The sequence below is a fragment of the Streptomyces sp. NPDC002643 genome (assembly GCF_053592555.1).
On sequence record NZ_JBSFVY010000030.1, the window covers coordinates 16607 to 38791 of the forward strand.

17 protein-coding genes are annotated in these 22185 nt (G+C 71.5%); 7 read left to right on the top strand and 10 right to left on the bottom strand.

Translation table 11 applies throughout. The features are described 5' to 3' along the window. The first annotated feature begins 201 nt into the window (after positions 1-201). The 5 genes from ACWD4G_RS34720 (at position 202) to ACWD4G_RS34740 (ending at position 6222) form a co-directional block, all read left to right on the top strand. Positions 202-1455, top strand: a complete 1254-nt coding sequence (locus ACWD4G_RS34720) for an IS701 family transposase (RefSeq protein WP_451300651.1) — start codon at positions 202-204, stop codon at positions 1453-1455. Between the two features lie 254 nt (positions 1456-1709). Beyond that, the gene (locus tag ACWD4G_RS34725; RefSeq protein WP_451300653.1) at positions 1710-2882 is read left to right on the top strand and encodes a 3-deoxy-7-phosphoheptulonate synthase; all 1173 of its coding nucleotides are present in this window, start codon (positions 1710-1712) and stop codon (positions 2880-2882) included. 41 nt (positions 2883-2923) lie between these two features. Further along, positions 2924-3694 carry a 2,3-dihydro-2,3-dihydroxybenzoate dehydrogenase gene (locus tag ACWD4G_RS34730; RefSeq protein WP_451300655.1) on the top strand — a complete coding sequence of 257 codons (771 nt, stop codon included), beginning with the start codon at positions 2924-2926 and terminating at the stop codon, positions 3692-3694. A gap of 33 nt (positions 3695-3727) precedes the next feature. After that, positions 3728-4351: an isochorismatase family protein gene (locus tag ACWD4G_RS34735; RefSeq protein WP_451300657.1), complete on the top strand. Its 624-nt coding sequence runs from the start codon at positions 3728-3730 to the stop codon at positions 4349-4351. Continuing rightward, positions 4348-6222, top strand: a complete 1875-nt coding sequence (locus ACWD4G_RS34740) for an anthranilate synthase family protein (protein WP_451300659.1) — start codon at positions 4348-4350, stop codon at positions 6220-6222. Before ACWD4G_RS34735 ends, ACWD4G_RS34740 begins: the two co-directional genes overlap by 4 nt. A gap of 91 nt (positions 6223-6313) precedes the next feature. On the opposite strand, the gene ACWD4G_RS34745 is transcribed toward ACWD4G_RS34740, so the two are convergent. From ACWD4G_RS34745 to ACWD4G_RS34790, 10 genes are all read right to left on the bottom strand, one after another. Further along, positions 6314-7693, bottom strand: a complete 1380-nt coding sequence (locus tag ACWD4G_RS34745; protein ID WP_451300661.1) for a lyase family protein — start codon at positions 7691-7693, stop codon at positions 6314-6316. Then, positions 7690-9669: an FAD/NAD(P)-binding protein gene (locus tag ACWD4G_RS34750; RefSeq protein ID WP_451300663.1), complete on the bottom strand. Its 1980-nt coding sequence runs from the start codon at positions 9667-9669 to the stop codon at positions 7690-7692. The genes ACWD4G_RS34745 and ACWD4G_RS34750 overlap by 4 nt, the downstream gene beginning before the upstream one ends. Then, complete coding sequence (locus ACWD4G_RS34755; RefSeq protein WP_451300665.1) at positions 9666-10859, bottom strand: FAD-dependent monooxygenase; 1194 nt, start codon at positions 10857-10859, stop codon at positions 9666-9668. Before ACWD4G_RS34755 ends, ACWD4G_RS34750 begins: the two co-directional genes overlap by 4 nt. A gap of 8 nt (positions 10860-10867) precedes the next feature. Further along, complete coding sequence (locus ACWD4G_RS34760; RefSeq protein ID WP_451300667.1) at positions 10868-12439, bottom strand: AMP-binding protein; 1572 nt, start codon at positions 12437-12439, stop codon at positions 10868-10870. A gap of 120 nt (positions 12440-12559) precedes the next feature. Further along, positions 12560-13129 (bottom strand): SRPBCC family protein, encoded by a 570-nt coding sequence (locus tag ACWD4G_RS34765; protein ID WP_451300669.1) that lies wholly within the window; start codon positions 13127-13129, stop codon positions 12560-12562. 197 nt (positions 13130-13326) lie between these two features. Next, positions 13327-14313, bottom strand: a complete 987-nt coding sequence (locus tag ACWD4G_RS34770; protein ID WP_451300671.1) for an NADPH:quinone reductase — start codon at positions 14311-14313, stop codon at positions 13327-13329. Positions 14314-16065: 1752 nt separating this feature from the next. Next, a complete protein-coding gene (locus ACWD4G_RS34775) occupies positions 16066-16845 on the bottom strand; it encodes a hypothetical protein (RefSeq protein ID WP_451300673.1) in 780 nt (259 codons plus the stop codon). Between the two features lie 352 nt (positions 16846-17197). After that, on the bottom strand, positions 17198-17566 hold the full coding sequence (locus ACWD4G_RS34780; protein ID WP_451300675.1) for a 2Fe-2S iron-sulfur cluster-binding protein: 369 nt from the start codon (positions 17564-17566) through the stop codon (positions 17198-17200). Between the two features lie 175 nt (positions 17567-17741). Then, positions 17742-17930, bottom strand: a complete 189-nt coding sequence (locus ACWD4G_RS34785; protein ID WP_451300677.1) for a hypothetical protein — start codon at positions 17928-17930, stop codon at positions 17742-17744. A 71-nt stretch (positions 17931-18001) separates the two neighbouring features. Further along, entirely contained in the window at positions 18002-20977 is a 2976-nt protein-coding gene (locus ACWD4G_RS34790) for a BTAD domain-containing putative transcriptional regulator (RefSeq protein ID WP_451300679.1), read from the bottom strand. Between the two features lie 168 nt (positions 20978-21145). Between ACWD4G_RS34790 and ACWD4G_RS34795 the strand changes: the two genes are divergently transcribed. Together ACWD4G_RS34795 and ACWD4G_RS34800 are read left to right on the top strand one after the other, a co-directional pair. Then, positions 21146-21439: a hypothetical protein gene (locus ACWD4G_RS34795; protein ID WP_451300681.1), complete on the top strand. Its 294-nt coding sequence runs from the start codon at positions 21146-21148 to the stop codon at positions 21437-21439. Then, positions 21436-22185 (top strand): lantibiotic dehydratase (locus ACWD4G_RS34800; protein WP_451300683.1); only part of this gene is annotated, 750 nt, incomplete at its 3' end. The genes ACWD4G_RS34795 and ACWD4G_RS34800, both read left to right, overlap by 4 nt.

The following is a 22185-nucleotide window of genomic DNA, read 5'->3' on the forward strand; positions in this document are numbered from 1 at the left end:
GTGTGTTGTCGCTCATCAGGGGGGTAGGTGACAGATTCGAGTCCTGTGGGGTGGTGCGAAGATCGACGTATCCGTAGAGTGTTTTCCCGTTTGGTCCGGAGCGCTTGCCCTGTGCACGTGTAAGTCGCGGGGTGTTCGGCGTTCTCCAACGTCCGCGGGCATGCGTTCCAGCCCGGCGGTACAGCTATTCGGGGGTCACTCTTGAGTGCAGCCGGGTTTCCGCTGGCTAAGAATGGCAAATGTAAAGAGAACGCGGATCGATTATTCGGTGAGAATGTTCCGCCGGATGATTTACTGCGAGAGATATCGACGTCGCTCTTCGCTTCGTTGCCGCGTGCTGATCAGCGCAAGAAGGGCGTCGAGTACGTCAGGGGCCTTCTGGAGGTTCCCGGGCGGAAGTCGATCAGGAATATCGCAAGTCTGATCGGCGGCCGGGCGACCGACCAGAGCCTGCACCACTTCATCAGCGAGTCGACATGGGACTGGGCGCCGGTGCGCCAGGCTCTGGCCCGCTATCTGGTGCCCCGCCTGCCGGTCGAGGCCTGGGTGGTGCAGGACACGGTGATCCGTAAGGCGGGGCAGCACTCGGTCGGCGTGGACCGCAGGTTCGTCCCGGCCGAGGGACGGGTGCTGAACGCGCAGCAGACGGTCGGGGTCTGGGCGGCTTCCGGCTGCCGGAGCAGCCCTGTCGACTGGGGGCTCCATCTTTCCCCGACGTGGATCGGTGAGCGGTCGCCGGGCAGCCAGGCGACGATCCCGCACAGCGTCGAGGCGGAGACCCTCTCCGACCAGGCCGTCAGGCTCTGCGTGAGCATGGTGTCGGAATGGGGGATGCCGGTGCGGCCGGTGGTGCTGGACGCCACTTCCCTGAACCTCGCCATGCTCTTCGAACGTCTGGGCCGCAAGGGCATCCCCCTGTTGGCACGGGTCGACCAGTCGGTTCCCCTGCTCGTCTCGGACCCGGCGCTGACCGGCCACCGGGGCTCGGCGAGCATGCTGGCCGGTGATGTCATGCGCGCGGCCAGCGGCACCAGACAGCCGGCCCAGTGGCGCGAGTTCGGCAGGGGCGGTGGGGTGCGGTCGGGCCTGATCGCCAGTGTGACCGTCCGCCTTCCCCTGGGGAGGACGGGACGGCTGCGGGCCCGGGGCGGCCGGCGTCTGACCCTGGTCGGACTGACCGAAAACAGACAGCAGAACACCCCGCAGTTGTGGCTCACCGACCTGACGTCCCGTCATCCGGCGTCGCTGCTCCCGCTGTTCACGCTCCTGGAGGGGATGCGAGGCGACTACGACAAGGTCGCCAAGAACGTGGGCATCGAGGACTACGTGGGCCGTTCGTTCGATGGATGGCACCGCCACATGACCCTGGCCTCGGCCGCCCACGCAATCGCCGCGCTGACCTGCCCGGGCCAGGTGTGGAACGGGCGGACGGGCAGAGCGAAGCCCGGCACCTGACGAAGTCACCGGCACCTGACGAAGTGAACCGCGGCGTGTTGTTGCGGTCCGCCTCCCCCTACAGGATCGGTCTGTCTGCTGACCGCCCGAGAGCGGCGTGTTCGCCGACCCGTCGGCGGAGTGGGTGTCCGGCTCCCGGACAGACCGCCCGGCAGCTACCGCACAGGCGCGCACGGCAGCCCGCGCCATCCGTGCCGCACGGCAACCGTGGGACCTACCCGCGGACCGATCCATCCGCGAGGGGAGAGACTTCAGTGGACAACCCTGTGCTCGACATCGGATCGAAACCGGCCCTGCAGCAGCCGGGGTGGGGCGACGCGGAGCGTGTCCGGCGCGTGCGGCGGCAGCTCCTGGCCTCCCCTGGGCTCGTCGACGCCAGAGACGTGCGCGGGTTGCGCTCCGCGCTGGCCGTCGTCGCCGCCGGAGGGGCCCATGTCGTGCAGGCGGGCGACTGCGCGGAGGACCCCGCGCAGTGCTCCGCGTCCCATGTCGCCCGCAAGGCCGACCTCTTGGACGTGCTCGCGAGCCGACTGGAGCGCATCACTCACCGTCCGGTGGTCCGCGTGGGGAGGATGGCGGGCCAGTTCGGCAAGCCGCGTTCGAAGCCGACGGAGTGGGTCGGCGAACTCGAACTCCCCGTCTACCGCGGCCACATGGTCAACAGCCACGAGCCCGATCCCGTCGGCAGGCGGCCGGATCCCCAGCGCATGCTGACCTGCTACCGCGCCGCCGATACGGTGATGCGCCATCTGGGCTGGCGACGCGGGCCGGGGGAACCGGACAACGATCCACGGGTGTGGACCAGTCACGAGGCCCTCGTCCTCGACTACGAGGTCCCGCTGGTGCGCGAGGACGTAACCGGTGCGCCCGTCCTCACCAGCACGCACTGGCCGTGGATCGGCGATCGCACCCGTCGGCTGGACGGTGCTCATGTCGCGCTGCTCTCCGCGGTGGCCAATCCGGTCGCCTGCAAGGTGGGTCCCGGCATGACCGCGCAAGAGCTGCTCACCTTGTGCGAACGCCTCGACCCGGCGCGCGAACCGGGCCGGCTCACACTGATCGCCCGCATGGGGGCGCAACTCGTCGCCCACCGGCTGCCGCCACTCGTGACGGCGGTGCGGGAGGCGGGGCACCCGGTGATCTGGCTCTGCGATCCGATGCACGCCAACACGGTCACCACACCGGGCGGCCGTAAGACCCGCTACCTCGACTGGATCGTGCGGGAGGTACGGGCCTTCAGGGCCGCGGTGCTGTCGGCCCGCGGGACCGCCGGCGGACTGCATCTGGAGACCACCCCGGACGACGTGACCGAGTGCGCTCCGAGCCCCTCCGCCACCGAGCGCGTCGGCGACCACTACACCAGCCTCTGCGACCCCCGGCTCCGCCCGGACCAAGCCGTGTCCGTGGTCGCGGCCTGGGGGGCCTAGCAGGAACGTCCGTTCCGAACTCGTAGCAAGGAGGACCGTACATGGAGGGCAAGGTCGCCCTGATCACGGGGGCAGCTGGAGGGATCGGCGCCGCGGTGGCCCGCGCGCTCGGGGGGCACGGGGCCAGGGTGGCCGCCGTGGACCACGACGCGAACGGGCTCCTGCGCACCGTTCAGAAGCTGACCGCCGACGGCTTGGGCGCCGAGGGGTTCCCGGCCGACATCACCGACCGTGCCGAGGTCGGCAACCTGGTCGACTCGGTCGAACAGCGGCTGGGGCCGGTGGACTTCCTGGTCAACGCGGCAGGGGTGCTGCACGTGGCCGAGGCGCGGCACATGACCGACCAGGACTGGGACGCCACCCTGGCGGTGAACGCCACGGGGGTGTTCGCGATGTCGCGCGCGGTCGTCAACCGGATGGTGCCGCGCGGGCGCGGCGCCATCGTCACCGTGGCCTCGAACGCGGCCGGCACGGCACGCACCCGGATGGCCGCGTACGCCGCCTCGAAGGCCGCCGCCTCCACGTTCACCAAGTGCCTGGGCCTGGAAGTGGCCCGGCACGGCATCCGGTGCAATGTGGTGGCTCCCGGCTCCACCGACACCCCGATGCTCAGCTCCATGTGGGACGACGCGAGCGGCCGCCGGACCACGATCGCGGGCCGGCCCGACGAGTACCGCGTCGGTATCCCGCTCGGCAAGCTGGCCGTGCCGTCGGACGTGGCCGACGCCGTGGCCTTCCTCCTGTCCGACCAGGCAGGACACATCACGTTGCACAGCCTCACGGTGGACGGCGGCGCCACCCTCGGAATGTAGGCACGGCGGGACCGGACGAGGCGGAGTCAAGACATGAGCGGGATACCTCCCATCGAACCCTACGAACTGCCCCGTGCGGGCGAGCTGCCCGCCCCCGTCCCGTCGTGGACGGTCGACCCTCGACGCGCGGTGCTACTGGTGCACGACATGCAGCGCTACTTCCTGCGGGCGCTGCCGAAGCCCCTGTTGGACCAGCTGCTGTCGAACGCCACGCAGCTGCGCACACGCTGCGCCGAACTCGGCATCCCCGTCGCGTACACGGCGCAGCCCGGCGCCATGGACGACGCGGAGCGCGGTCTGCTGAAGGACTTCTGGGGACCGGGTATGCGGCGCGCCCCCGCCGACCGCGAGATCCCGGCGGAACTGGCGCCGGGGCGCGACGACTGGCTGCTCACCAAATGGCGTTACAGCGCCTTCTTCCGCTCCGGCCTGCTCGAGCGGATGCGTGCGCAGGGCCGCGACCAGCTGATCATCTGCGGGGTGTACGCGCACGTGGGCGTGCTGATGACCGCGGTCGACGCGTTCACCCACGATATCGAGACGTTCCTGGTGGCCGACGCGGTCGCCGATTTCTCCGCCGCCGACCACCGGCTGGCGCTCGACTACGCGGCACGCCGCTGCGCCGTCGTCTTCACGGCCAAGGAGGTCGTCGCGTGACATTCGATCTGCTCGGCAGGGTGCTGGCACCGCACCCGCCGCCCTTCGCACTGCTGCACCGGCCCACGGCTGCCGGTGGTGGGCAGCTGGAGGTGCTCGTCGGCGAGGTTCGCGGCTGGCCCACGCTCGCATCGATTCCGCTGCCGGAGTCGCCGTCCGCCGACGGCAGGGCCCACCACGACGTCCTGGCCCTGGTGCCGTACCGGCAGATCGGCGAGCGCGGCTACGCCGGCGTCGACGACGGCGCGCCCCTGCTGGCCCTGCACGTGACCGCCCACGAGACGGTGCCACTGGCCGAGGCTCTGCCACGGCTCGTCCGTACGCCGACCCGGCTGGTGGACGGGCACTTCACACCCGACGACGACACGTACGCCGCCACGGTGCGCAAGGTGATCGGGAACGAGATCGGCATGGGGGAGGGCGCGAACTTCGTCATCAAGCGCTCGTACCGGGCGCGGATCGGCGACTACACCCTGGGCAGCGCGCTGTCCTTCTTCCGCAATCTGCTGGAGACCGAGTCCGGCGCCCACTGGACACATGTGGTGCACACCGGCGGCCGTACCTTCGTCGGCGCCTCGCCGGAGCGGCACGTGAGCCTGTCCGGAGGCACGGCGGTGATGAATCCGATCAGCGGCACCTACCGCTACCCGGCCTCCGGACCCGAACTGTCCCAGGTGCTGGGATTCCTCGCCGACCCCAAGGAGACCGACGAGCTGTACATGGTCCTCGACGAGGAGCTGAAGATGATGGCCCGCATCTGCGACGCCGGAGGCCGGGTGGCCGGGCCGTACCTCAAGGAGATGGCCAAGCTCGCGCACACCGAGTACCTCATCGAGGGGCGCAGCTCGCGCGATCCGCGGGAGATCCTGCGGGAGACGCTGCTCGCGCCCACGGTCACGGGGAGCCCGCTGGAGAGCGCCTGCCGGGTGATCGCGCGGTACGAGCCGGAGGGCCGCGGCTACTACAGCGGCGTCGCCGCCCTGATCGGCAGGGACGAGCGGGGGGCCCGCACACTGGACTCCTGCATCCTCATCCGCACGGCGGAGATCGACGGCGCCGGGCGCGTCGAGATCGGGGTCGGTGCCACCCTCGTGCGCCACTCCGACCCGGTGTCCGAGGCCGCGGAGACGAGGGCGAAGGCGGCCGGGCTGCTCGCGGCCCTGGAAGGAACGCGAACGGCCCGCTTCGCCGACCACCCGCACGTGCGCGCCGCGCTGGCCGAACGCAACTCCTCCGTCGCCGACTTCTGGCTCGGCGGGCGGGACGCGCCCTCCCCTGTGGTGCCGGCGCTGACCGGGACCAGGGTGCTCGTCATCGACGCCGAGGACACCTTCACCGCGATGCTCGACCACCAGCTGCGGGCGCTGGGGCTTTCGGTGACGGTGCGCCGGTTCGACGAGGACTACGCGCCGCGCGACCACGACCTCGTGGTGCTCGGTCCCGGACCCGGGGACCCCCGGGCCGCCGGGCACCCGAAGATCGCGCGGCTGCGGGCGGTCGTCGACACGCTGCTGGCCGAGTGCCGGCCCTTCCTCGCCGTGTGCCTCAGCCATCAGGTGCTCTGCACCCGGCTGGGGTTCGAGCTGGCGCGCCGGGACGAGCCCAACCAGGGGACACAGCGGGAGATCGACTTCTTCGGGGCACGCGAGAAGGTCGGCTTCTACAACACGTTCGCCGCGCGGTCGTCCGAGGACAAGGTCGAATGCGAGGGCGTGGGCTTGGTGGAGCTGAGCAGGGACCGGGACACCGGCGAGGTGCACGCCCTGCGCGGACCGCACTTCGCGTCCATGCAGTTCCACGCCGAGTCGGTCCTCACCCGGGACGGCGTGCGCATCCTCGCCGAACTGCTGACCGGCCTCGTCGGCGGGTGACGTCCGGGGCGAGCGACGTCGAGGCGGCTGTGCGGTGGGCTCCCGGCCCACCGCACAGCCGCCTCGGTGTGTACGGCCGTGGGGTCGCGGTTCAGGGGTGGGCGCGCAGCGCGCGGTCGACGAGCAGGCCGGCGGCACCGGTGTAGCCGGCCGGATCGCACAGGTTCGCCAACTCGGCCGCGTTCAGACCGAGGCCGGGTACGTCCGACAGCACCTCGGCCAGTGAGCGCCCCGTCTCCTCGGCCTCCCGTGACGCGTCGTCGAGAAGTTTCCTGGCGGCCTCGCCGCCCCAGCGGGGGGCGAGCACGGCGACGATCCGCTCGGCGCTGACCCGGGACCCGGTCAGCGCCAGGTTCTCCCGCATCCGCTCGGGCCGTACCCGCAGCCCCCGCGCGAGCTGTACGGCGGTGTGGGCGGCGCCCCCGGTCAGGCGCAGGCATTCCCGCAGCGGCTGCCACTCCGCGTGCCAGGCACCCGCTGACCGTTCGTCCTCGGACACCAGACACTGCGTCAGGATCGAGGCGGTCGGCGGGACCTGGATGGCCGCACTGCGCAGCAGCGTAGCCAGCACCGGGTTGCGCTTGTGAGGCATGGCCGAGGACCTGCCGCGGCCGGGCCCGGTGGGTTCGGCGACCTCGCCGACCTCGGTGCGGACCAGCGACTGCACATCGACGGCCAGCTTGCCCAGCGCCCCGGCGGTGAAGGCCAGGGCAGAGGCGAGATCGGCCACCGGGGAGCGCAGCGCGTGCCAGGGCAGTACCGGCCGGGCCAGCCCGGTCTCCTCGGCGAAAGCCGCAACCAGCCGGTCGGGATACGCGGCGGCCGCGGCCTGGGAGAGGGCGGCGGAGGCGAGATAGCCGGCCAGGGTGCCCGCCGCTCCGCCGAGCGACACGGGCAGAGCCGCGTCGACCGTGCCGAGTCGCCGGGCGGCGTCCAGCGCGAGCTGGCGCCAGCCCGCCGCCTTCAGGCCGAAGGTCGTGGGTGTCGCGTGCAGCGCCAGCGTGCGGCCCGCCATCGGGGTGTCCCGGTACTCGGCCGCCAGACGGGCCAGCGCGTCGGCGGTGGTGTGCAGATCCGCTCGGATCGATCCCAGCGCGCGGCGCGCGACCAGCATGGCCCCCGTGTCGAAGACATCCTGGCTGGTGGAGCCCCGGTGCACGTACTCGGCGGCCTCCGGGTCCAGGGCCCGCACCGTCTCCTTGAGCGCCGCCACCAGTCCCACAACGGGGTTGGCGGTCTCCCGTGCCGCGAGGGCGAGCGCCCGCACGTCGAGCCGCTCGGCGTGGGCCGCCCGGGTGATCGCCTTGGCGGCGGCGGGCGGGACCACTCCGAGCCGGGCCTGTGCCCGGGCCAGTGCGGCCTCCGCGTCCAGCATGGCCTGCAGCCACGCCGTGTCGCACACGGCCGCCTCCACGGGGGCTCCCGCGCGCACCGGTGAGAGCAGTCCCGCGTCGATCAGGGGGCCGCTCACACGATCACGCCCGTGAACCGGCTGCTCCCGGCCTCGGACGACGGCGGGGACGCCGGCCGGACAGGGCGAAGGGCGAGGACGGCACGGGCGATCGCGTCGGCGTCGCCCAGCGTCACCGAGTCCACGCCCGGACGGACCCCCGCGGCGGTGACCCAGTGCACCGACTCGGTCGGAACGCCGTAGGCGAACCGGCGCGAGTGGGGTCGGCCCCGCCCGTCGACGACCCGGCACGGCCGCTCGGTGACGGCCAGACCGCCCGTCTCGTGACTGACGCCGCACTCTCCTTGGACTCGATAGGGGCGGCACTGCTCGGTGACGAGCAGGTGGCGCAGCAGCGGGTCGGCGGTGCGCCGTATGTCGGGCAGGGGCAGGCGCGCCTCGATCAGATGCCGGGACCGCACGGGCGGGCCGGGCACGACGGCCGACCGGGCGACGAACGCGGGCCGGCCGCCGGTGTCGACGCGGATCTGTGTGCCGGGGCCGGTGAGCTCCAGGATGCCCGCCTCGACCAGCGCGACCATCTCCTCGGTACGGGAGACCGGGGGTCCGATGGAGAGGAACGCGTTGAGTGGGGTGTACCAGCCCTCCAGCTCGTGGAGGTGCGATCCGCCTTCGAGGCCACCGTGGTCGACGACCGAGCGGATCTCGTTGCGCAGGTCCCGCAGGACGTCCAGCGCCGCCTTGAGCGGGCCCCTGACGTTTCCCGCCCGTGCCTCGCGCACGTCCCGGGCCAGGTACGCGAGCAGCCAGCCGCGGAAGTCCTTCCTGTCGGTGAAGGTTCGCCCGTGGCAGGGCCGGGAGAGGCGTTCCCAGTCCCAGCGGTCGGCGGGGGCGATGCCGTGGCCGTCCATGAGGGCCGCCCGCTGCCGCGGTGACGCGGACAGATAGCGGCGTACGAACTCCTCGGACTCGTCGGACTCGGCACCGCGCGAGGTCAGCAGTGTGCCGTAGTAGACGCCTTCCACCTCCGCGGCGATCAGCGGCCACACGTCGGCCTGGAAGCGCACCCGCTCGCCGTGGTGGGCCCGTGCGCGCAGGGCGGCGATCACCTCGGGGGTGAGCAGGCGCGGGGTGTGCCTGCCGAAGGCGCCCTTCTCGTTCTCCCCGCGCGCGTGGTACGGCACGCCGCGGCGGGAGCTGGCGTAGAGCCGCGGCTCGCGGCCGGAGGGCCGGTAGACCAGCCGGCCCCCGACACGGTCGAAGACGCCGCCCCGCCCGGCGGTGAACAGCGCCATGTAGTCGAAGAAGTTGAGGCCCAGGCCGCGCAGCAGCACCGGCTCGCCCGGCTCGACGCGGCCGGTGTCCACATCGGCGGGATTGGACGGCGGGATGTAGGTGAGGTGGTGGATGCGGGCCAGGCTGGCCGTCCGTTCCTGGCGGGACGTCAGTTGTGCGTGGAGATGTCCCTGCGCCAGGACCACGGCGTCCAGGTCGTGGATCCTGGTCCCGTCCCCCAACCGGACACCCTGGGGCCCGCCGGGGACGCCGTGGGTGTCCGCCATCGCGACGGCGCGTGAGCGGTGCACCGTGATGGTGACGTGCGCCGGAGCCCGCGCGACCACCTGGCGGAAACAGTCCCGCAGATAGTGGCCGTACAGGGCGCGGGTGGGATAGGAGTCCGGTCCCAGGGCCCGGGCCTCGGCGAGTACGGCCCCGTCGGCACCGGCCGGGTCCCCGGTGCGGGCCAGCCGGGCCGCCCACTCGTACAGACTGGGGCCGGTCTCGATCGGTCCGTCGATCCGCGTGTCCGCGTCGGTGAACACGGTGATCTGGGACGCCACGGTGTTGGTGAGCAGATGGCGGGACTGGTCGGTGCGCCAGACGGCACCCGCGCCCGGCGCGGCCGGGTCGACGACGTGCACGGTGACGGACGCGTGGGACGGTGCCGTCCGCTCGTTGGCGCACAGTCGTTCCAGGAGGCACAGCCCACGCGGGCCGGCGCCCACGAGGCACACCTTCAGGTGCCCGCCGCTCATCGCAGGACTCCGGCGGCGCCGAAATCGCGCTCTCCGTGCATCCAGGCCACGTGGTCGTGCAGGTCCGTGCCGGACAGGGCCGACAACATCTCGTTCCTCGCTTTCGCTTCGGCTCCGGCCGGATGCCACAGCCGGGTGCTCGCCCGGGCGGCGTGGGTGATCCGGGCGGTGCGGTCGCGCCGTTCGGCGTTGTACTTCTCCAACCGGTCAGGGATCGTCTTCGCCTCGCCGTCGAGCAGGTCGCCGAGGACGATCGCGTCCTCCAGGGCCTGGCAAGCCCCTTGGGCGGCGTAGTGCAGCATCGGGTGTGCCGCGTCGCCGAGCAGCGTCACCCGCCCGTCGGTCCAGCGGTCCACCGGGTCCCGGTCGACCAGCGCCCAGGACTTCCAGCCCTCGCCCAGGGCCAGGAGCCGCTTTGCCGCCGGGGCCAGGGCGGCGAACGTGCCGCGCACCCGCTCCCGGTCCACGGGGACCGCGGCGAACGGCTCGGTGACTCCGTTCTCGACGCTCGGGGCGAGATTGAGGTACCGGCCGCCGGCGATGGCGTAGTGCACGAAGTGACGGCCCGGTCCGGCCCACCAGGTCACGGCGTTCCACCGCAGCTCCTCGGGGACGCGCTCCATCGGGATGACCGTGCGGTACACGGTGATGCCCGCGACGCGCGGTGCGCCGTCGCCGACGAGTTGCCGCCGGATCGCCGAGTGGATGCCGTCGGCGCCGATCACCGCGTCCCCGGTGACCCGCTCTCCGCCGGCCAGGAGCACGGTCGCGCCGGAGCCGTCCTGGCGGTAGCCGGTGGCCCGGCTGCCGGCGCGCAGGTCGATCGCCTCCGACCGGTGGCGGCAGGCTTCCAGGAGCAGCCGGTGCAGCTCGCCGCGGTGGACCACGACGTACGGATTGCCGAACCGGCGCTGGTAGGCACCGGTGAGCGGCATGCTCGCCACGTGCCCACCGGTCACGCCGTCCATGAACCTCAGTTCGTCGATGTGCACCCCGCGGACGCATACGGCGCCGCCGAGACCGAGACGGTCGAGGGCGTGGATCCCGTTCGGCGCCAGCTGGATGCCCGCGCCGATCTCCGCGAACTCCTCGGCTCGCTCCAGCACCACGGCACGATGCCCGCGCCGGGCGAGGGCGAGGGCCGCCGCCAGGCCGCCGATGCCGCCCCCGACAATGACCAATGTCGCCATGCCGCCCCCTACTCGCCCGGACCGGCCGCGGTCAGCCGCTTCGCGAGTTCGAGTCGCTTGATTTTCGTGGTGGCGGTCTGCGGCAGCTCCGTCAGGCGCCATTGCACCGGCTCCGCCATCGGCGGCAGCCCGGCCACCGCTCTGTGCCACGCGCCCCGGTCGAGAGGCTTGTCGTCCTTAGTGCACACCACGGGAACGGCGGCGCCGTCTGTGCCGGGGATGATGATCACTTCGGCGAGTTCGTCCAGCCGCGCGAACAGGGCGTCCTCCACGGCGAGCGTGCTGCCGAACCCGGGGATCAGGTCGACTTCGCGGTCGAGCAGGTGCAGACACCCCCACTTGCTCCGGTAGCCGACGTCCCCCATCCGCCACCAGCCGTCGCTGAGCTGCTGGGCGTAGCGCTCCGGCTCGCCCAGATAGGTCTTGATCCGTCCGTCGCTGCGCACCTCGATGTAGCCCGGGTTGGATTCCGAGGGGGGCCGCCCGTCGCGGCTGACCACCCGGACGTCGGTCATGCCGGGGAAGGGCCTGCCCACGCAGCGCCCGTCAGCCTCCGGAGCGCGCCGCCGGGTGAAGGCGCGCACCACCGTGGGACCCACCTCGCTCTGCCCGTAGAGCTGGCCGAACAGCGGTGCCCTGCGGCGCGAGGCGTGCAGCAGCCGGTGCACGGTGCGCGGGTGGATGGCGTCGAACGTGCTGCTGAACAGCTTGACGCCCGCCAGCGGCCCGCGCGGGTCGTCCGCCAGGCTCTCCCAGCGCATGAAGGTGTTGGGATGCGCCTCGAGGATTCCCGGGCGGACCCGGGCGAAGAGGTCGGCCACCCGCACCGGGTCCGAGTCGGACAGCACGACGATCGGGAAGCCCTTCATCAGCGAGATGGCCAGGGCGGTGAACAGCCGCGAGTGAACGAACGAGACGTGCATCGCGACGGTTTCCCGCCCCCGGACGAACGGTTCGATCGCCAGCCGCTGCGGGCGGTAACGGGCCTGAAGGGTCAGCCCCGTGTGCACCGCCAGCTTGGGGATGCCGGTGGTGCCGGACGTGTGGGTGATCAGGGCCGGTTGGTCGGCGGGCATGGCCACCGGAGCGATCCGCCGGACGCCGGCGAAGTCCTCCAGTTCCACGGCACGGTCATGGTGGCCGGAGGTGAGCAGGACGTCCTCGGCCAGGTCGAAGACCGTCTCGGGCAGCGATTCGTCCAGTGTGGCCTGGTCGGTGATGAGGTGGGGCCGGTCCGCGCGGCGTATCAGTTCGGCCACGGTGCAGCCGTCGAGCTGGGGCGAGAGCAGCACGGGCACCGCGCCGATGCGGCTGATCGCACAGGCAAGCAGGGTGATGTCGAAGCTGTTGGACTTGTGGACCACGACGCGTTCGCCGGGCCGGACCTTCGCCGCCCAGAGCCGCGAGGCCTGTTCGGCCACCAGCTCCGCCAGCTCCGCCACGGTGGCCCTGCGGCCGAGGTCCGGCTCCAGGTCCAGGTCGTGGTCCAGGATCAGCACATTCGCCGGATGCCGGGACGCGGCGCGATCGAATAGCGTCCCCAGCCGGATTCCACGGTTTCCTATGCGCTGCAAGAGCATCTGTCCGCCTTCCCGCCGGTTGCTGCGGAGAGTCAGGGTTCGGGTTGCAGTTCGTTTCGGAGCGCGTACGGGTACGCGCGGAGGCACGGCCCTACGAGGGGGACCGGGCCGGGGGGCAGGTCAGTTCTTCTCGATGACCTGCTTGATCCGCTGAACGGTCGCCGTCATGTCCGCCGTGAGCTTGGCCGACCAGTCGCTGAAGAACCTCTGCTTCTCCGCCGCGTCCATGTGGGCGGTGATGCCGCGGATGCCTTCGGTGGGCCTGCCCATCCAGAAGTGGTGCACCAGGACACAACCGTGGTCTGCGGCGCGCATCTCGAACGACCAGACGCTCTCCTGCCGCCGTCCGGCGCGGTCACGGATCGCCCAGCGGAAGATGCGGCCCGGCTCGGCTTCGACGACCTCGCACTCGGTGGTCCACTCACCGCGTACGACGGGCGCCCAGGCGACCACATCCTCGGATCGGTGGTTCTCGCCGCGGAAGACCGCGCCCACGGTTGCGGGAGTGCCGGAGATCCACTGCCCGCCACCGCACTCGGTACTCCACTCGCCGCTGCGTGGCAGGTCGCTGACCGTGACGTACACCTCGTCCGGCGATGCGGTGACGTGCGCTTCGGCGCTGACCTGGAAGAGATGGGTGGTGCGGGGGGTGTTCTCCGGTGGGGTGGTCCTGAGTTCGCTGTCCGTCATGGCCCGAAGCGTCGCCAGTGGCGTGTAACCCGGTCAACGGACGCCTTACGGGTCCGTCAAGTCGGTGCCGTCGGGGCCGAGTCGACGCGCCGGCCGGTGCGCGAGTGCGTCGAAGCGCCGCTGCGGTGGGCGCGAGGCTGGGTGGTTCGGGCGCGGCAGGGCAGGGGCTGAGCACCCGTCGTGCCGTGACGATCGGTTCAGGAGTCGAAGTCCGGGCGCAGGAGGACGCGCTTTCCGTGCAGTTGACCCCGCTCGAGACGGGCGTGGACCTCGGCCGCGGCACTCAGCGGTGCTTCCTCGACCGTACGGGACCGCAGACGCCCCCGCGTCAGAAGCCGGTTCAGGGCGTGTGCGGCCTCCGCGAGTTCGGAGGTCGTGGCGCGAGAGATGACGAAACCGGTGACGGATGCGTCCTTGAGGTAGAGCGGGCCCACGGGGAGAACGGGGCGTGACCGGAGGCCGGCGAGTACCACGACACGGCCGCGGAAGGCGAGGAGGCCGACCGCGGTGTCCATGTCGTTCGAGCCGGCCGCGTCGACGACCAGGTCGAAACCGTCAGGGGCGAATTCCCGGCAATGGTCGGCCAGTCCGGGCTCGCGGTAGTCGGCGAACCCCTCCGCCCCGAGGCTGCGGCAGTACTTCTCGTCGTCGGAGCGGGCGGTGGCCATCACCCGCGCGCCGGCTTCGGCAGCGAGCACGACCGCCGCACTACCCACGTTCCCGGCGGCCCCGACGACCAGGACGGTCTCCCCGGTGCGCAGCGCGCCGTGGGTGAACAGCGCGAGATACGCCGTGGCCGCCGGGTGAAGCACGGCCGCCGCGTCCGTCGGGGAGACATGGTCCGGCAGGTGGTAAAGCCGGTCAGCCGGCACCACCACCCGCTCTGCCGCCGCCCCCTGCCGTCCGCCGTGGCCCAAGCTGTTGCACCACACCGTGTCCCCCACGGCGAAGCCGGTCACGTTCGTGCCGGTGGCGGCGACCGTGCCGACCACGTCACGGCCGATGACGAACGGGAAGGTCACCGGGGTCCGCCATGCACCGGAGCGGATGAATGTGTCCACCGGATTGACCGTTGTGGCAATGACGTTGACCAGCACGTCCGTCGGGTCCTTTACGGGCGGGGGGAGCTCACCGAACCGAATGACGTCTGCCGGCCCGAACTCCTCTATGTACGCTGCCTTCATGAGGCGCATGGTGCCACGGGGCCGACGCCGTCCGCGGTTCGCGCCGAGCCACTTTGTCACAGGAACGTACGGTGCCTGGCGGTGGTGCGGGAGCGGCAAATGACCACGTATGGCACTCCGGTGGTGGAGCGGGCGTTCCATCTCCGCCATCGCGGAGGTCGCGTGCGTGCGGGCGCTCATCCTGCAGGCGACGGGCAGTCCGCAGAGTCTGGCGAGGATCCCCTCGACGCCGCGCAGTTCGTCCGGGCGCATGTACAGCAGGGTGTGGCGGAAGGTCAGCCACGTGCGCTGGCCGAGGCTGGTGAGGGTTGTCGCCGATCGTTCGGCCGGCTCGCGCCGTCGTCACCGGCAAGGTGGCGTGGGGTGACCCAGTACGTCGGGTCTGGTGAATCGGGCCGGGAGGGATCGCTGGGATGGTGCGGGTGGAGGCGTCTCCAAAGGCTTGGGAATGGGCCATTGGTCGTCGTCATCCCGGCCGCATGATGGTGGGTCGCTTCGCTGATTAAGGGCAAGACGCTGGTTGCGCAGACCAGTGCCCCAAGGCTTGGCCTCCGTGCACTCGGTGCGCCCGGTTCGCGTGGACTTGGTTGGGCTCGTTGAACTAGTGGCCGGGCGAGTGGAAACAGACGGCCGGAGTATCTGTCCCTGTGGCGAGCAAGACGAGCAGGGGGACATCGATCGTAGGGTCGCGGTCGTTATGCGCGGTGACGTCGACCTTGCGCGGGTCCTGCGGTCCCGACCGGGCCTGTAGCCGGTGCTGCGTGGGGCGGCATCCTGTGCCAATCTCTCTCGGCAGGCCGAGTCTCGCCCTCCCACGGCTCCGATCCGAAGGCTCAGTGGACGCCGAAGAGGCGGGGCCGGAGCGAGTCGATGTTCCTTGACAGCATCATCAATTCGACGGGTGACACGGTGCGGTCGGGCGAAGAGGTGTGCCACGGCCCGGAGTTCGGCTCGGAAGGCATAGAGGAATAGCGGATCGAGGCATAGCGGATCGCGTGACGCAGGCGCGAGCTGGCTCGCTCCCTTCAGCTCGTGGCGGACCGCCCACGTGCCGTGGAGAGTCTGGCGGCGAGCAGGATCGAGCGTGATGCTCGCCCTCTGCCTGCGTTCCTTGGCGGGCCTGGTGGAGGTCAGGGCCGTGGCGACGGCGTCACCGTGCGCCCGGAAGGTGTCCAGGAACTCGCGAGGCGTGCCCTCCGGGGCAGGCTTGTTCGTCGGAGCCTCGCCGGTGAACCACGCTACGCCGTCTCGGACGGACATCTGCCGGCCCGGTGACACCGTCACTGTGGGAGCGATGCCGAGTGGGAACAGCAGGCTGATGGGCGGAACCGCGAGCACCTCGGCCAGTACGAGGAACTCGGCGAGGTCGACCGACTGGCGCCGCCTGGTCTCCGGATTGGTGATCGTCGTCTTTGGCACGGCCAGGCCGAGCGCGGCGCAGGCATCGGTTGTCGTAGCTGCAACTTGCGGTGGAAACAAAGGTTGCCGCAACGTCCGTGGTATAGGTGCCCCACTGTAGACCGCTTCATCAGATCGGAGTTCGTCATGGCTGCACCTGGTGCAGCCCGTGGACCGCAGGCCCTGACCTGCGTGGAGATTCTTGCCCTCCCCGCCGCAATGCGCATTCTGGGTATCGAATCCTCCGACGAGCAGGTCGTCCGGACACCAGGTCTTGCCGCGGTGTCCGCCAAAGGCCAAGCCGCATAGGCGATCAGAGAGCCCGTCGGGGCCGTCATGGAGGACGGGAGGGTGTCACTGTCCGAGTGCATCCGCGTTGTGAGTATCGATCGCGGCCAAGAGGTTCAGCAGGGGCTGGTTGGTGGAGCCGCGATCATGAGCCCAGTGAGTGAGCAGCAGAAGCTCGTCCAAGGCGTCGACGTATTCGCGGATGGCCGCAGTGATCCCTTCACGTGTGTACGGAGAGGGCGCCGACGTGAGTCGTGCCGCCCACGCGTCCCATCGGGTGCTCCCGAAGCGGTGGTGGTTGGTCCCGGCTTCGCGATCACGGATCAGCATGGCGATGACAAGGATGTGGCGGGCGAGTTGGAGCGTCAGGTGGGCGCCAATCAGCATGTCACCGCGAGCGGCCCTGACGGCAGCGAGCACGGCGTCGAACCGGAATGCGTTGACCAGCTCGGTCATGGTGTCCTCGGCCCCCTCGGCTGGGGCGGGCCTCGGTACAGGTTCGTATCCGCTGGAGGGAGGCACCACGGCGATGTCGAGACGACGTAGATCGAACAGTACGAGGCGGATGACGTGCTTGTCGGCCGTGTCGCTGCGATGGGAAGCGAACGCGGGGGCGAGGGAGTTCTCAACCTGCTGACAGAAGTCCTCTGCCACGGCAGCCGGGTCCTCGGCCACCAGAAGCAGATCGAGGTCGGACCATGCGTCGGTGTCCAGCACAGGGCCGCTGGCGGAGCCATACGTGCGAAGAGAGCGTATGCGCTCATCGGCGGCGGCGATCCGGGACAACTCCGGCAGGATCTGAGCCTGCCAGCCGAGCGGTGGCAGACGGGGCTCGTTGGCGCTCATTTCGCCGCTCACGTCCTCGGTGGAGCTGAGTGTTGCCGTCCATCGGGGGTCGGTCACGCCCAGCCGCTTGAGCTTCCGGGATGTCCGACCATCGACAGGACCGCCGTTAGCCCGTTGTCTTGCTCAGTATGCCTTCGCGTTCGGCTTGGAGGATCGGGCCGAGGCGGGGCGGGGTGTCCTGCGTGTTTCCAGGCCAGGGGCGGGTCCTCGTCGATGCCTTCGGGGCGCAGGTCGTCGCAGTCGACGACACGGTCGACCGGCATGTGCGGGGGCATGCGGTCGTGGAGGTTGTGGTGGAGGCCGGGGTCATCTCGTGGCCTCTTTCGGTGGGGGTGCGCCGGGGCGGGGCCGGTCAGGCACCGGTCTGGGAGGCGGGCAGGTGCACGATCAGCCCGTCGGTCTCCGGTGTCACCTGGACGTGGGAGGACAGGAGGCTCGTGGGGCGGACGTCGAAAGCGGCCTCGACCATGACCTCTTCCGCCTCCTCGGGCGCGGGCAGTCGGTCGGTCCACGCCTCGTCGACGTAGACGTGGCAGGTCGCGCAACTGGCGTAGCCGCCGCACTCGGCGACGATGCCGGGGACGAGGTTGTTCATCGCGGCCTGCGTGACCGTCTCGCCGTCGGCGGCCTGGAAGCTCTTGGACAGGGGCGGACGCTGGTAGGGCGGGCTCGGTTCGTCGTCGATGAGGGTGATACCGCCGCGCCAGCCCAGATGGTGCAACGTGGTGGCGAGTTCGCCGCCGGTTTGTCCGGTTCCGGCGACTATGTTCTTGGGGTCCCCGGGGTTCTCGGCATGGGTCGGCGCTCCTTCCGTCGTGACATTCCGTCGCGGGAGAGCGAGTTGGGTGGTCGGGCCGGGGTGCGACGGTGTCCGCGTCGGCTGGTCGGGTTTCGGTTCAGGGGGGTTGGGTCTTGGCGCGCATCTCGTCGAGGGGTTCGATGACGGTTCTGGTTTCCTCGGCGGGCATGTCGCCGAGCGACCGGGCCGTGAAGCCGTCGATGATCTCCTTCGCGACGGTGTGGGCCCGCTGCCCTTCACCGGTCAGCACCAGGGCTCGCTTGCGTCGGTCCTGCGGATCGGCCACCCGTTCGAGGAGTCCTCGTCAATGTGGACGCTGCTGTGTTTCATTGACATCGTCGTCGGCCTCGCGGCGCTTCAGGGGTGGGGCTCGGAGATTTTCAGGGCCGTGGTGATCGGGTCCGGGGTGGTGAGGCCCTCGGTGTGGGCTGTGGTGTAGGAGGTTTCGCCCAGTTTTTGGTGGATGTGTTGGGTTGTGGAGTGGTGTACGGCTTGGAAGGGGTGGAGGCCGGTCAGGGTGACGCCGGTGGCTCGGCGTAGGGCTTCGGCGGTGCCCAGGAGGGTGGCCGCCTGGTGGGGGCGGCCGACTGCCGCGGTGGCCCAGGCCAGGCTTTCCACTCCCCACATGGGGCCCCAGTCGTCGCCGATGGTCTGCTGTCGGGCCAGGGCGTCGCGTAGTCGGGGCAGGGCCCGGGTGGGGTCTCCGTGGCGCAGTTCGGTGAGGCCCGCGCACCAAGTGGCCCAGGTGCGGGCCCACTCGGCGCCGGATGCCTCCGCCTCGGCGGTGTAGACGTCGCGTGCGGCCAGGGCCGTGTCGCGGGGGCCCATGAAGGCGGCGGCCATGGCCCAGAGCATCGTGGCCATATGGGTGTCACCCGGCTGCCCGGCGCTTCGGAAGGCCGCGCGGGCCGCCGCGAGCGCGTCGACCGCCTTCGGGTCGCCCTCGACGAGCAGGGCGTAGGCGCTCTCGATGAAGGCGGTGACGGGGTGGGGCGGGGCGTCGGTCGCGGTGCGGCGGCAGTTGTCCAGGAACCGCCGGGCCGAGGGGCGGTCGCCCTGGCACAGGGCGATCCATGTCGTCATCGCGTGGGCGGCCACCGCCTGCTGCGGAGGGAGGGCGGCGCCGTGCCGGGTGAGCAGGCGTTCCAGCCAGTGCCGGCCCTCGCCGAGCGTGCTGCTGAAGAACCAGCACCGGGTACGGCCCAGGTCCACCGCCAGGGACAGTCCCGCACCCGCCAGGTCCGGGTGGCCGGCGCAACTGTCCAGGGCGGCACGGATGTTGGGCAGGTCCAGCCGCAGCCGGGACAGCCAGTCGACCTCCGCCGGGCCGCACCACTCGGCGGCGGCCCGTGCGGCCAGGTCCCGGTAGTGGTGGACATGGCGCCGGCGTACGAGGGCGGCGTCGTCGCCCTCCTCCAGCCGGTCGCGGCCGTACTGGCGGATCGTCTCCAGCAGGCGGTACCGGGTGCGCGGGCCGGAGTTGTCGGCGGTCAGGACCGACTTGGCGACCAGGGCCGCGAGCAGGTCACGGATGTCCTCGCGGGCGAGGATTCCGCCGGAGCAGACCGTCTCCGCGGCTTCCAGGTCGAAGCCCCCGGTGAAGGCGGACAGCCGTGCCCACAGCAGCCGTTCGGGCTCGGCGCACAGGGCGTGGCTCCAGTCGACGACCTCCCGCAGCGTGCGTCGCCGGTGGTGCGGGCCGCCGCTCCGGGCCGGTCCCAGCAGCCGGAAGCGGTCGGCGAGGCGGTCCAGGACCTCCCCTGCGGTCAGGGTGTTCAGCCGTACGGCGGCGAGTTCCACGGCCAGCGGGATGCCGTCGAGGCGTCGGCAGAGCTCGGCGACGGCCGTACGGTTGTCGTCCGTGATCCGGAACGCCGGTGCCGACGCGCCGGTCCGGTCCAGCAGCAGTCGTAGTGCCTCGCAGGACAGGTCGTCGTCGGTCTCCGGCAGGCTGAGGCCCGGCACCGTCACCACATGCTCGCCCGGTACCGCGAGCAGTTCCCGGCTGGTGGTCAGCACCTTCAGGCCCGGCGCCCACCGCAGCAGCCGCAGCACCAGGTCGGCGACCGGTTCGACCATGTGCTCGCAGTTGTCCAGGACCAGCAGCAGCCGCCGGTCGCGTACGTGGTCGGCGACCGCGTCGGCGGTGGGGCGGTTGGAGTGGTCCCGCAGGCCGAGCGATTCGGCGACCGTACGGGGCAGGAGGTCCGGGTCCGTCAGGGACGCCAGGTCCGCGAGGTGGACGCCGTCCGGGAAGCCGTCGGTCGCCGGAGCGGCCGGAGCGGCCGGAGCCGCCGGAGTCGTCTGGGCTGCGGGCCCGCCCGCCTGGGCCGCGCGGGCCGCCGCGCGTAGTGCCAGCCGGGTCTTGCCGACGCCGCCCGGGCCCGTCAGCGTGACCAGGCGGGAGCACTGCAACAGGTCGGTGATGCGGGTGAGTTCGCGGTCGCGGCCGATGAAGGAGGTGGTCTCGGCGGGCAATCGGGTCGTCGTCTCGTTCCGCGCCGTCGTCCCGTTTCGCGCCGTCGTCCCGTTCCGTCCCGGTGTGGCGACGGTGGGCTCTGCGGCGGTCGCCGCGGCGGGCCGGTCGTCGCCGGACAGTACCCGGCGGTGTGCCTCCCGCAGGCCCGTGCCCGGGTCGACGCCCAACTCCTGGGCGAGGGTCGCCGCCGCCTCCCGATAGCACTCCAGGGCCTCCGCCTGGCGGCCGCAGCGGTGCAGCGCCAGCATGCGCTGCTCATGGAACCGTTCGCGCAGCGGATGCGCCTCGACCAGCGCGCGCAGCTCGGGCAGCACCTGTCCGTGGTGGCCCAGCGCGAGGTCGGCGTCGATCCGCAGTTCCACCGCGTCGAGCCGGGCCTCCGCCAGCGCGGGCAGCATCTCCCGCGACGCCTCCGCCGCCAGGTCAGGCAACGGTTCGCCCCGCCACAGGCCGAGGGCCTCGCGCAGCACCTCGGCCGCCTCCTCCGGACGGGCCGCCCCCAGCGCCGTACGCCCCCGCCGGCACAGGTCGGTGAAGCGGTGCAGGTCCACGTGCCGGGGCTCCACGTCGAGCAGGTATCCGGGTGGGCGCGTGAGCAGCAGGTCCGGGCCGAGGACGCGGCGCAGCCGTAGGACGTAGTTCTGCAGGGCGTTCGGGACGCGGGTGGGCAGCCGCTCGCCCCAGACGCCGCGGGCCAGGGCGTCGACCGAGACGGTCCGTCCGGTGTCGACCAGCAGCGCGGTCAGCAGGGCTCGCAGTTTGGCCGCTCCGAGCGGTACGGGGTTGCCGTTCCGTCGGATCTCCAGTGGCCCCAGCACCGTGAACTCGTAGTGCGCACCCATTGTGTTCATCATGCTACACAGGGTCATTGCGGGTGGTGGGATCGGGTGAGAGAGGGCTGTGACCGGGATGAGAGCGGGCGGGGGCACGGTGGGTCGGACGGAGGAGAGCAGCCGAAGAGCAGTCGAGGAGCAGAGGAAGAGCAGAGGAAGAGAGACCGAGAGAAGAGAGGAGTGGTCCTTGTGGACAGCGATCCGTTCGAGCTGGATGTGCGGCGGGTCGGCGCCCGGTCGGCCAACGGTGCGGGGATGACGAGTCACACCATGCATCCGTGGTCGGGAGGCGTCGGGCAGTTGACCAGCACGACCTTGCATCCGTGGTCCGGGGTGGTCCAGCACGCCACGCAGCACGGCACCCTGCACCCGTTGTCCGGTGCCGTCCGGCAGGCCACCCAGCAGACCATGCATCCGTGGTCTGGTGCCGTCCGGCAGGCCACCGCGCAGACCCTGCACCCGTTGACGTTTCCGCAGGTATGACGTCGGCAGGGCGCTCCGGGCCGGGCCGGGGGGAATCCCCGCCCGGCCCGGTGTTCGCGCATCTCGGTATGGCGTTGCTGAGGTCGCCGTTGCTCCCCGTGGAGGTGTTGCGGGCGCCGGTCGCGGCGATCGGGGGGCCGGGGGCGGTGGACGAGGAGAAGGCGTTGCGGGCCGCGCTGATCGAGGTGACCGACGATCCGCTGGTGAACGAGGCGCTGGCCCTGTCCAGCCCCTCGCTCGGCCGGCGGCTGGCGGTCGTCCGCGAGGGCGGGGAGGTGTCCTTGGCGGCGCTGCGTCGGACCTGGCGGTCGGTGCTGCGCTATCGCGCGCGGATGGCCGGGCGGCCCACACCGTTCGGGCTGCTGGCCGGGGTGGCGCCGGTCCGCTTCGGCGGCACGGCGCGGGTACGGCTCGGCGCGGCCCACCGCAAGTCCGCCCGTCCGGACGCGGAGTGGCTGGCCCGGCTGACGGCACGGTGGGAGCGGGACCCGGCGGTCCTGTCCCGGTTGCGCCTGTCGGCCAACGGCCTGTGCGTCCGCCGCGGTGACCGACTCGTCCTGCCGTACGCCCCGGTCGTGCCGGAGGGCGGGTCGGACGGGCCTGGCGGTCATGATGCGGACGCCGGGTCGGACGGCCTCAGCCGTCGTCAGGCGGACACCGGTTCGGGGAGCCTTCGCCTTCGTCAGGCGGAGGGTGTGGCAGAGGGCTCGGGTCGGGCTCGTCCGGATGCGGGGTCTGATCGCTCC

Bases quoted from the DNA above. Each gene is read 5' to 3' on its own strand.
- ACWD4G_RS34730 (WP_451300655.1), top strand. From the start codon at position 2,924: ATGGAGGGCAAGGTCGCCCTGATCACGGGGGCAGCTGGAGGGATCGGC.
- ACWD4G_RS34735 (WP_451300657.1), top strand. From the start codon at position 3,728: ATGAGCGGGATACCTCCCATCGAACCCTACGAACTGCCCCGTGCGGGC.
- ACWD4G_RS34750 (WP_451300663.1), bottom strand. From the start codon at position 9,669: ATGAGCGGCGGGCACCTGAAGGTGTGCCTCGTGGGCGCCGGCCCGCGT.
- ACWD4G_RS34755 (WP_451300665.1), bottom strand. From the start codon at position 10,859: ATGGCGACATTGGTCATTGTCGGGGGCGGCATCGGCGGCCTGGCGGCG.
- ACWD4G_RS34760 (WP_451300667.1), bottom strand. From the start codon at position 12,439: ATGCTCTTGCAGCGCATAGGAAACCGTGGAATCCGGCTGGGGACGCTA.
- ACWD4G_RS34765 (WP_451300669.1), bottom strand. From the start codon at position 13,129: ATGACGGACAGCGAACTCAGGACCACCCCACCGGAGAACACCCCCCGC.
- ACWD4G_RS34770 (WP_451300671.1), bottom strand. From the start codon at position 14,313: ATGAAGGCAGCGTACATAGAGGAGTTCGGGCCGGCAGACGTCATTCGG.
- ACWD4G_RS34775 (WP_451300673.1), bottom strand. From the start codon at position 16,845: ATGAGCGCCAACGAGCCCCGTCTGCCACCGCTCGGCTGGCAGGCTCAG.
- ACWD4G_RS34790 (WP_451300679.1), bottom strand. From the start codon at position 20,977: ATGATGAACACAATGGGTGCGCACTACGAGTTCACGGTGCTGGGGCCA.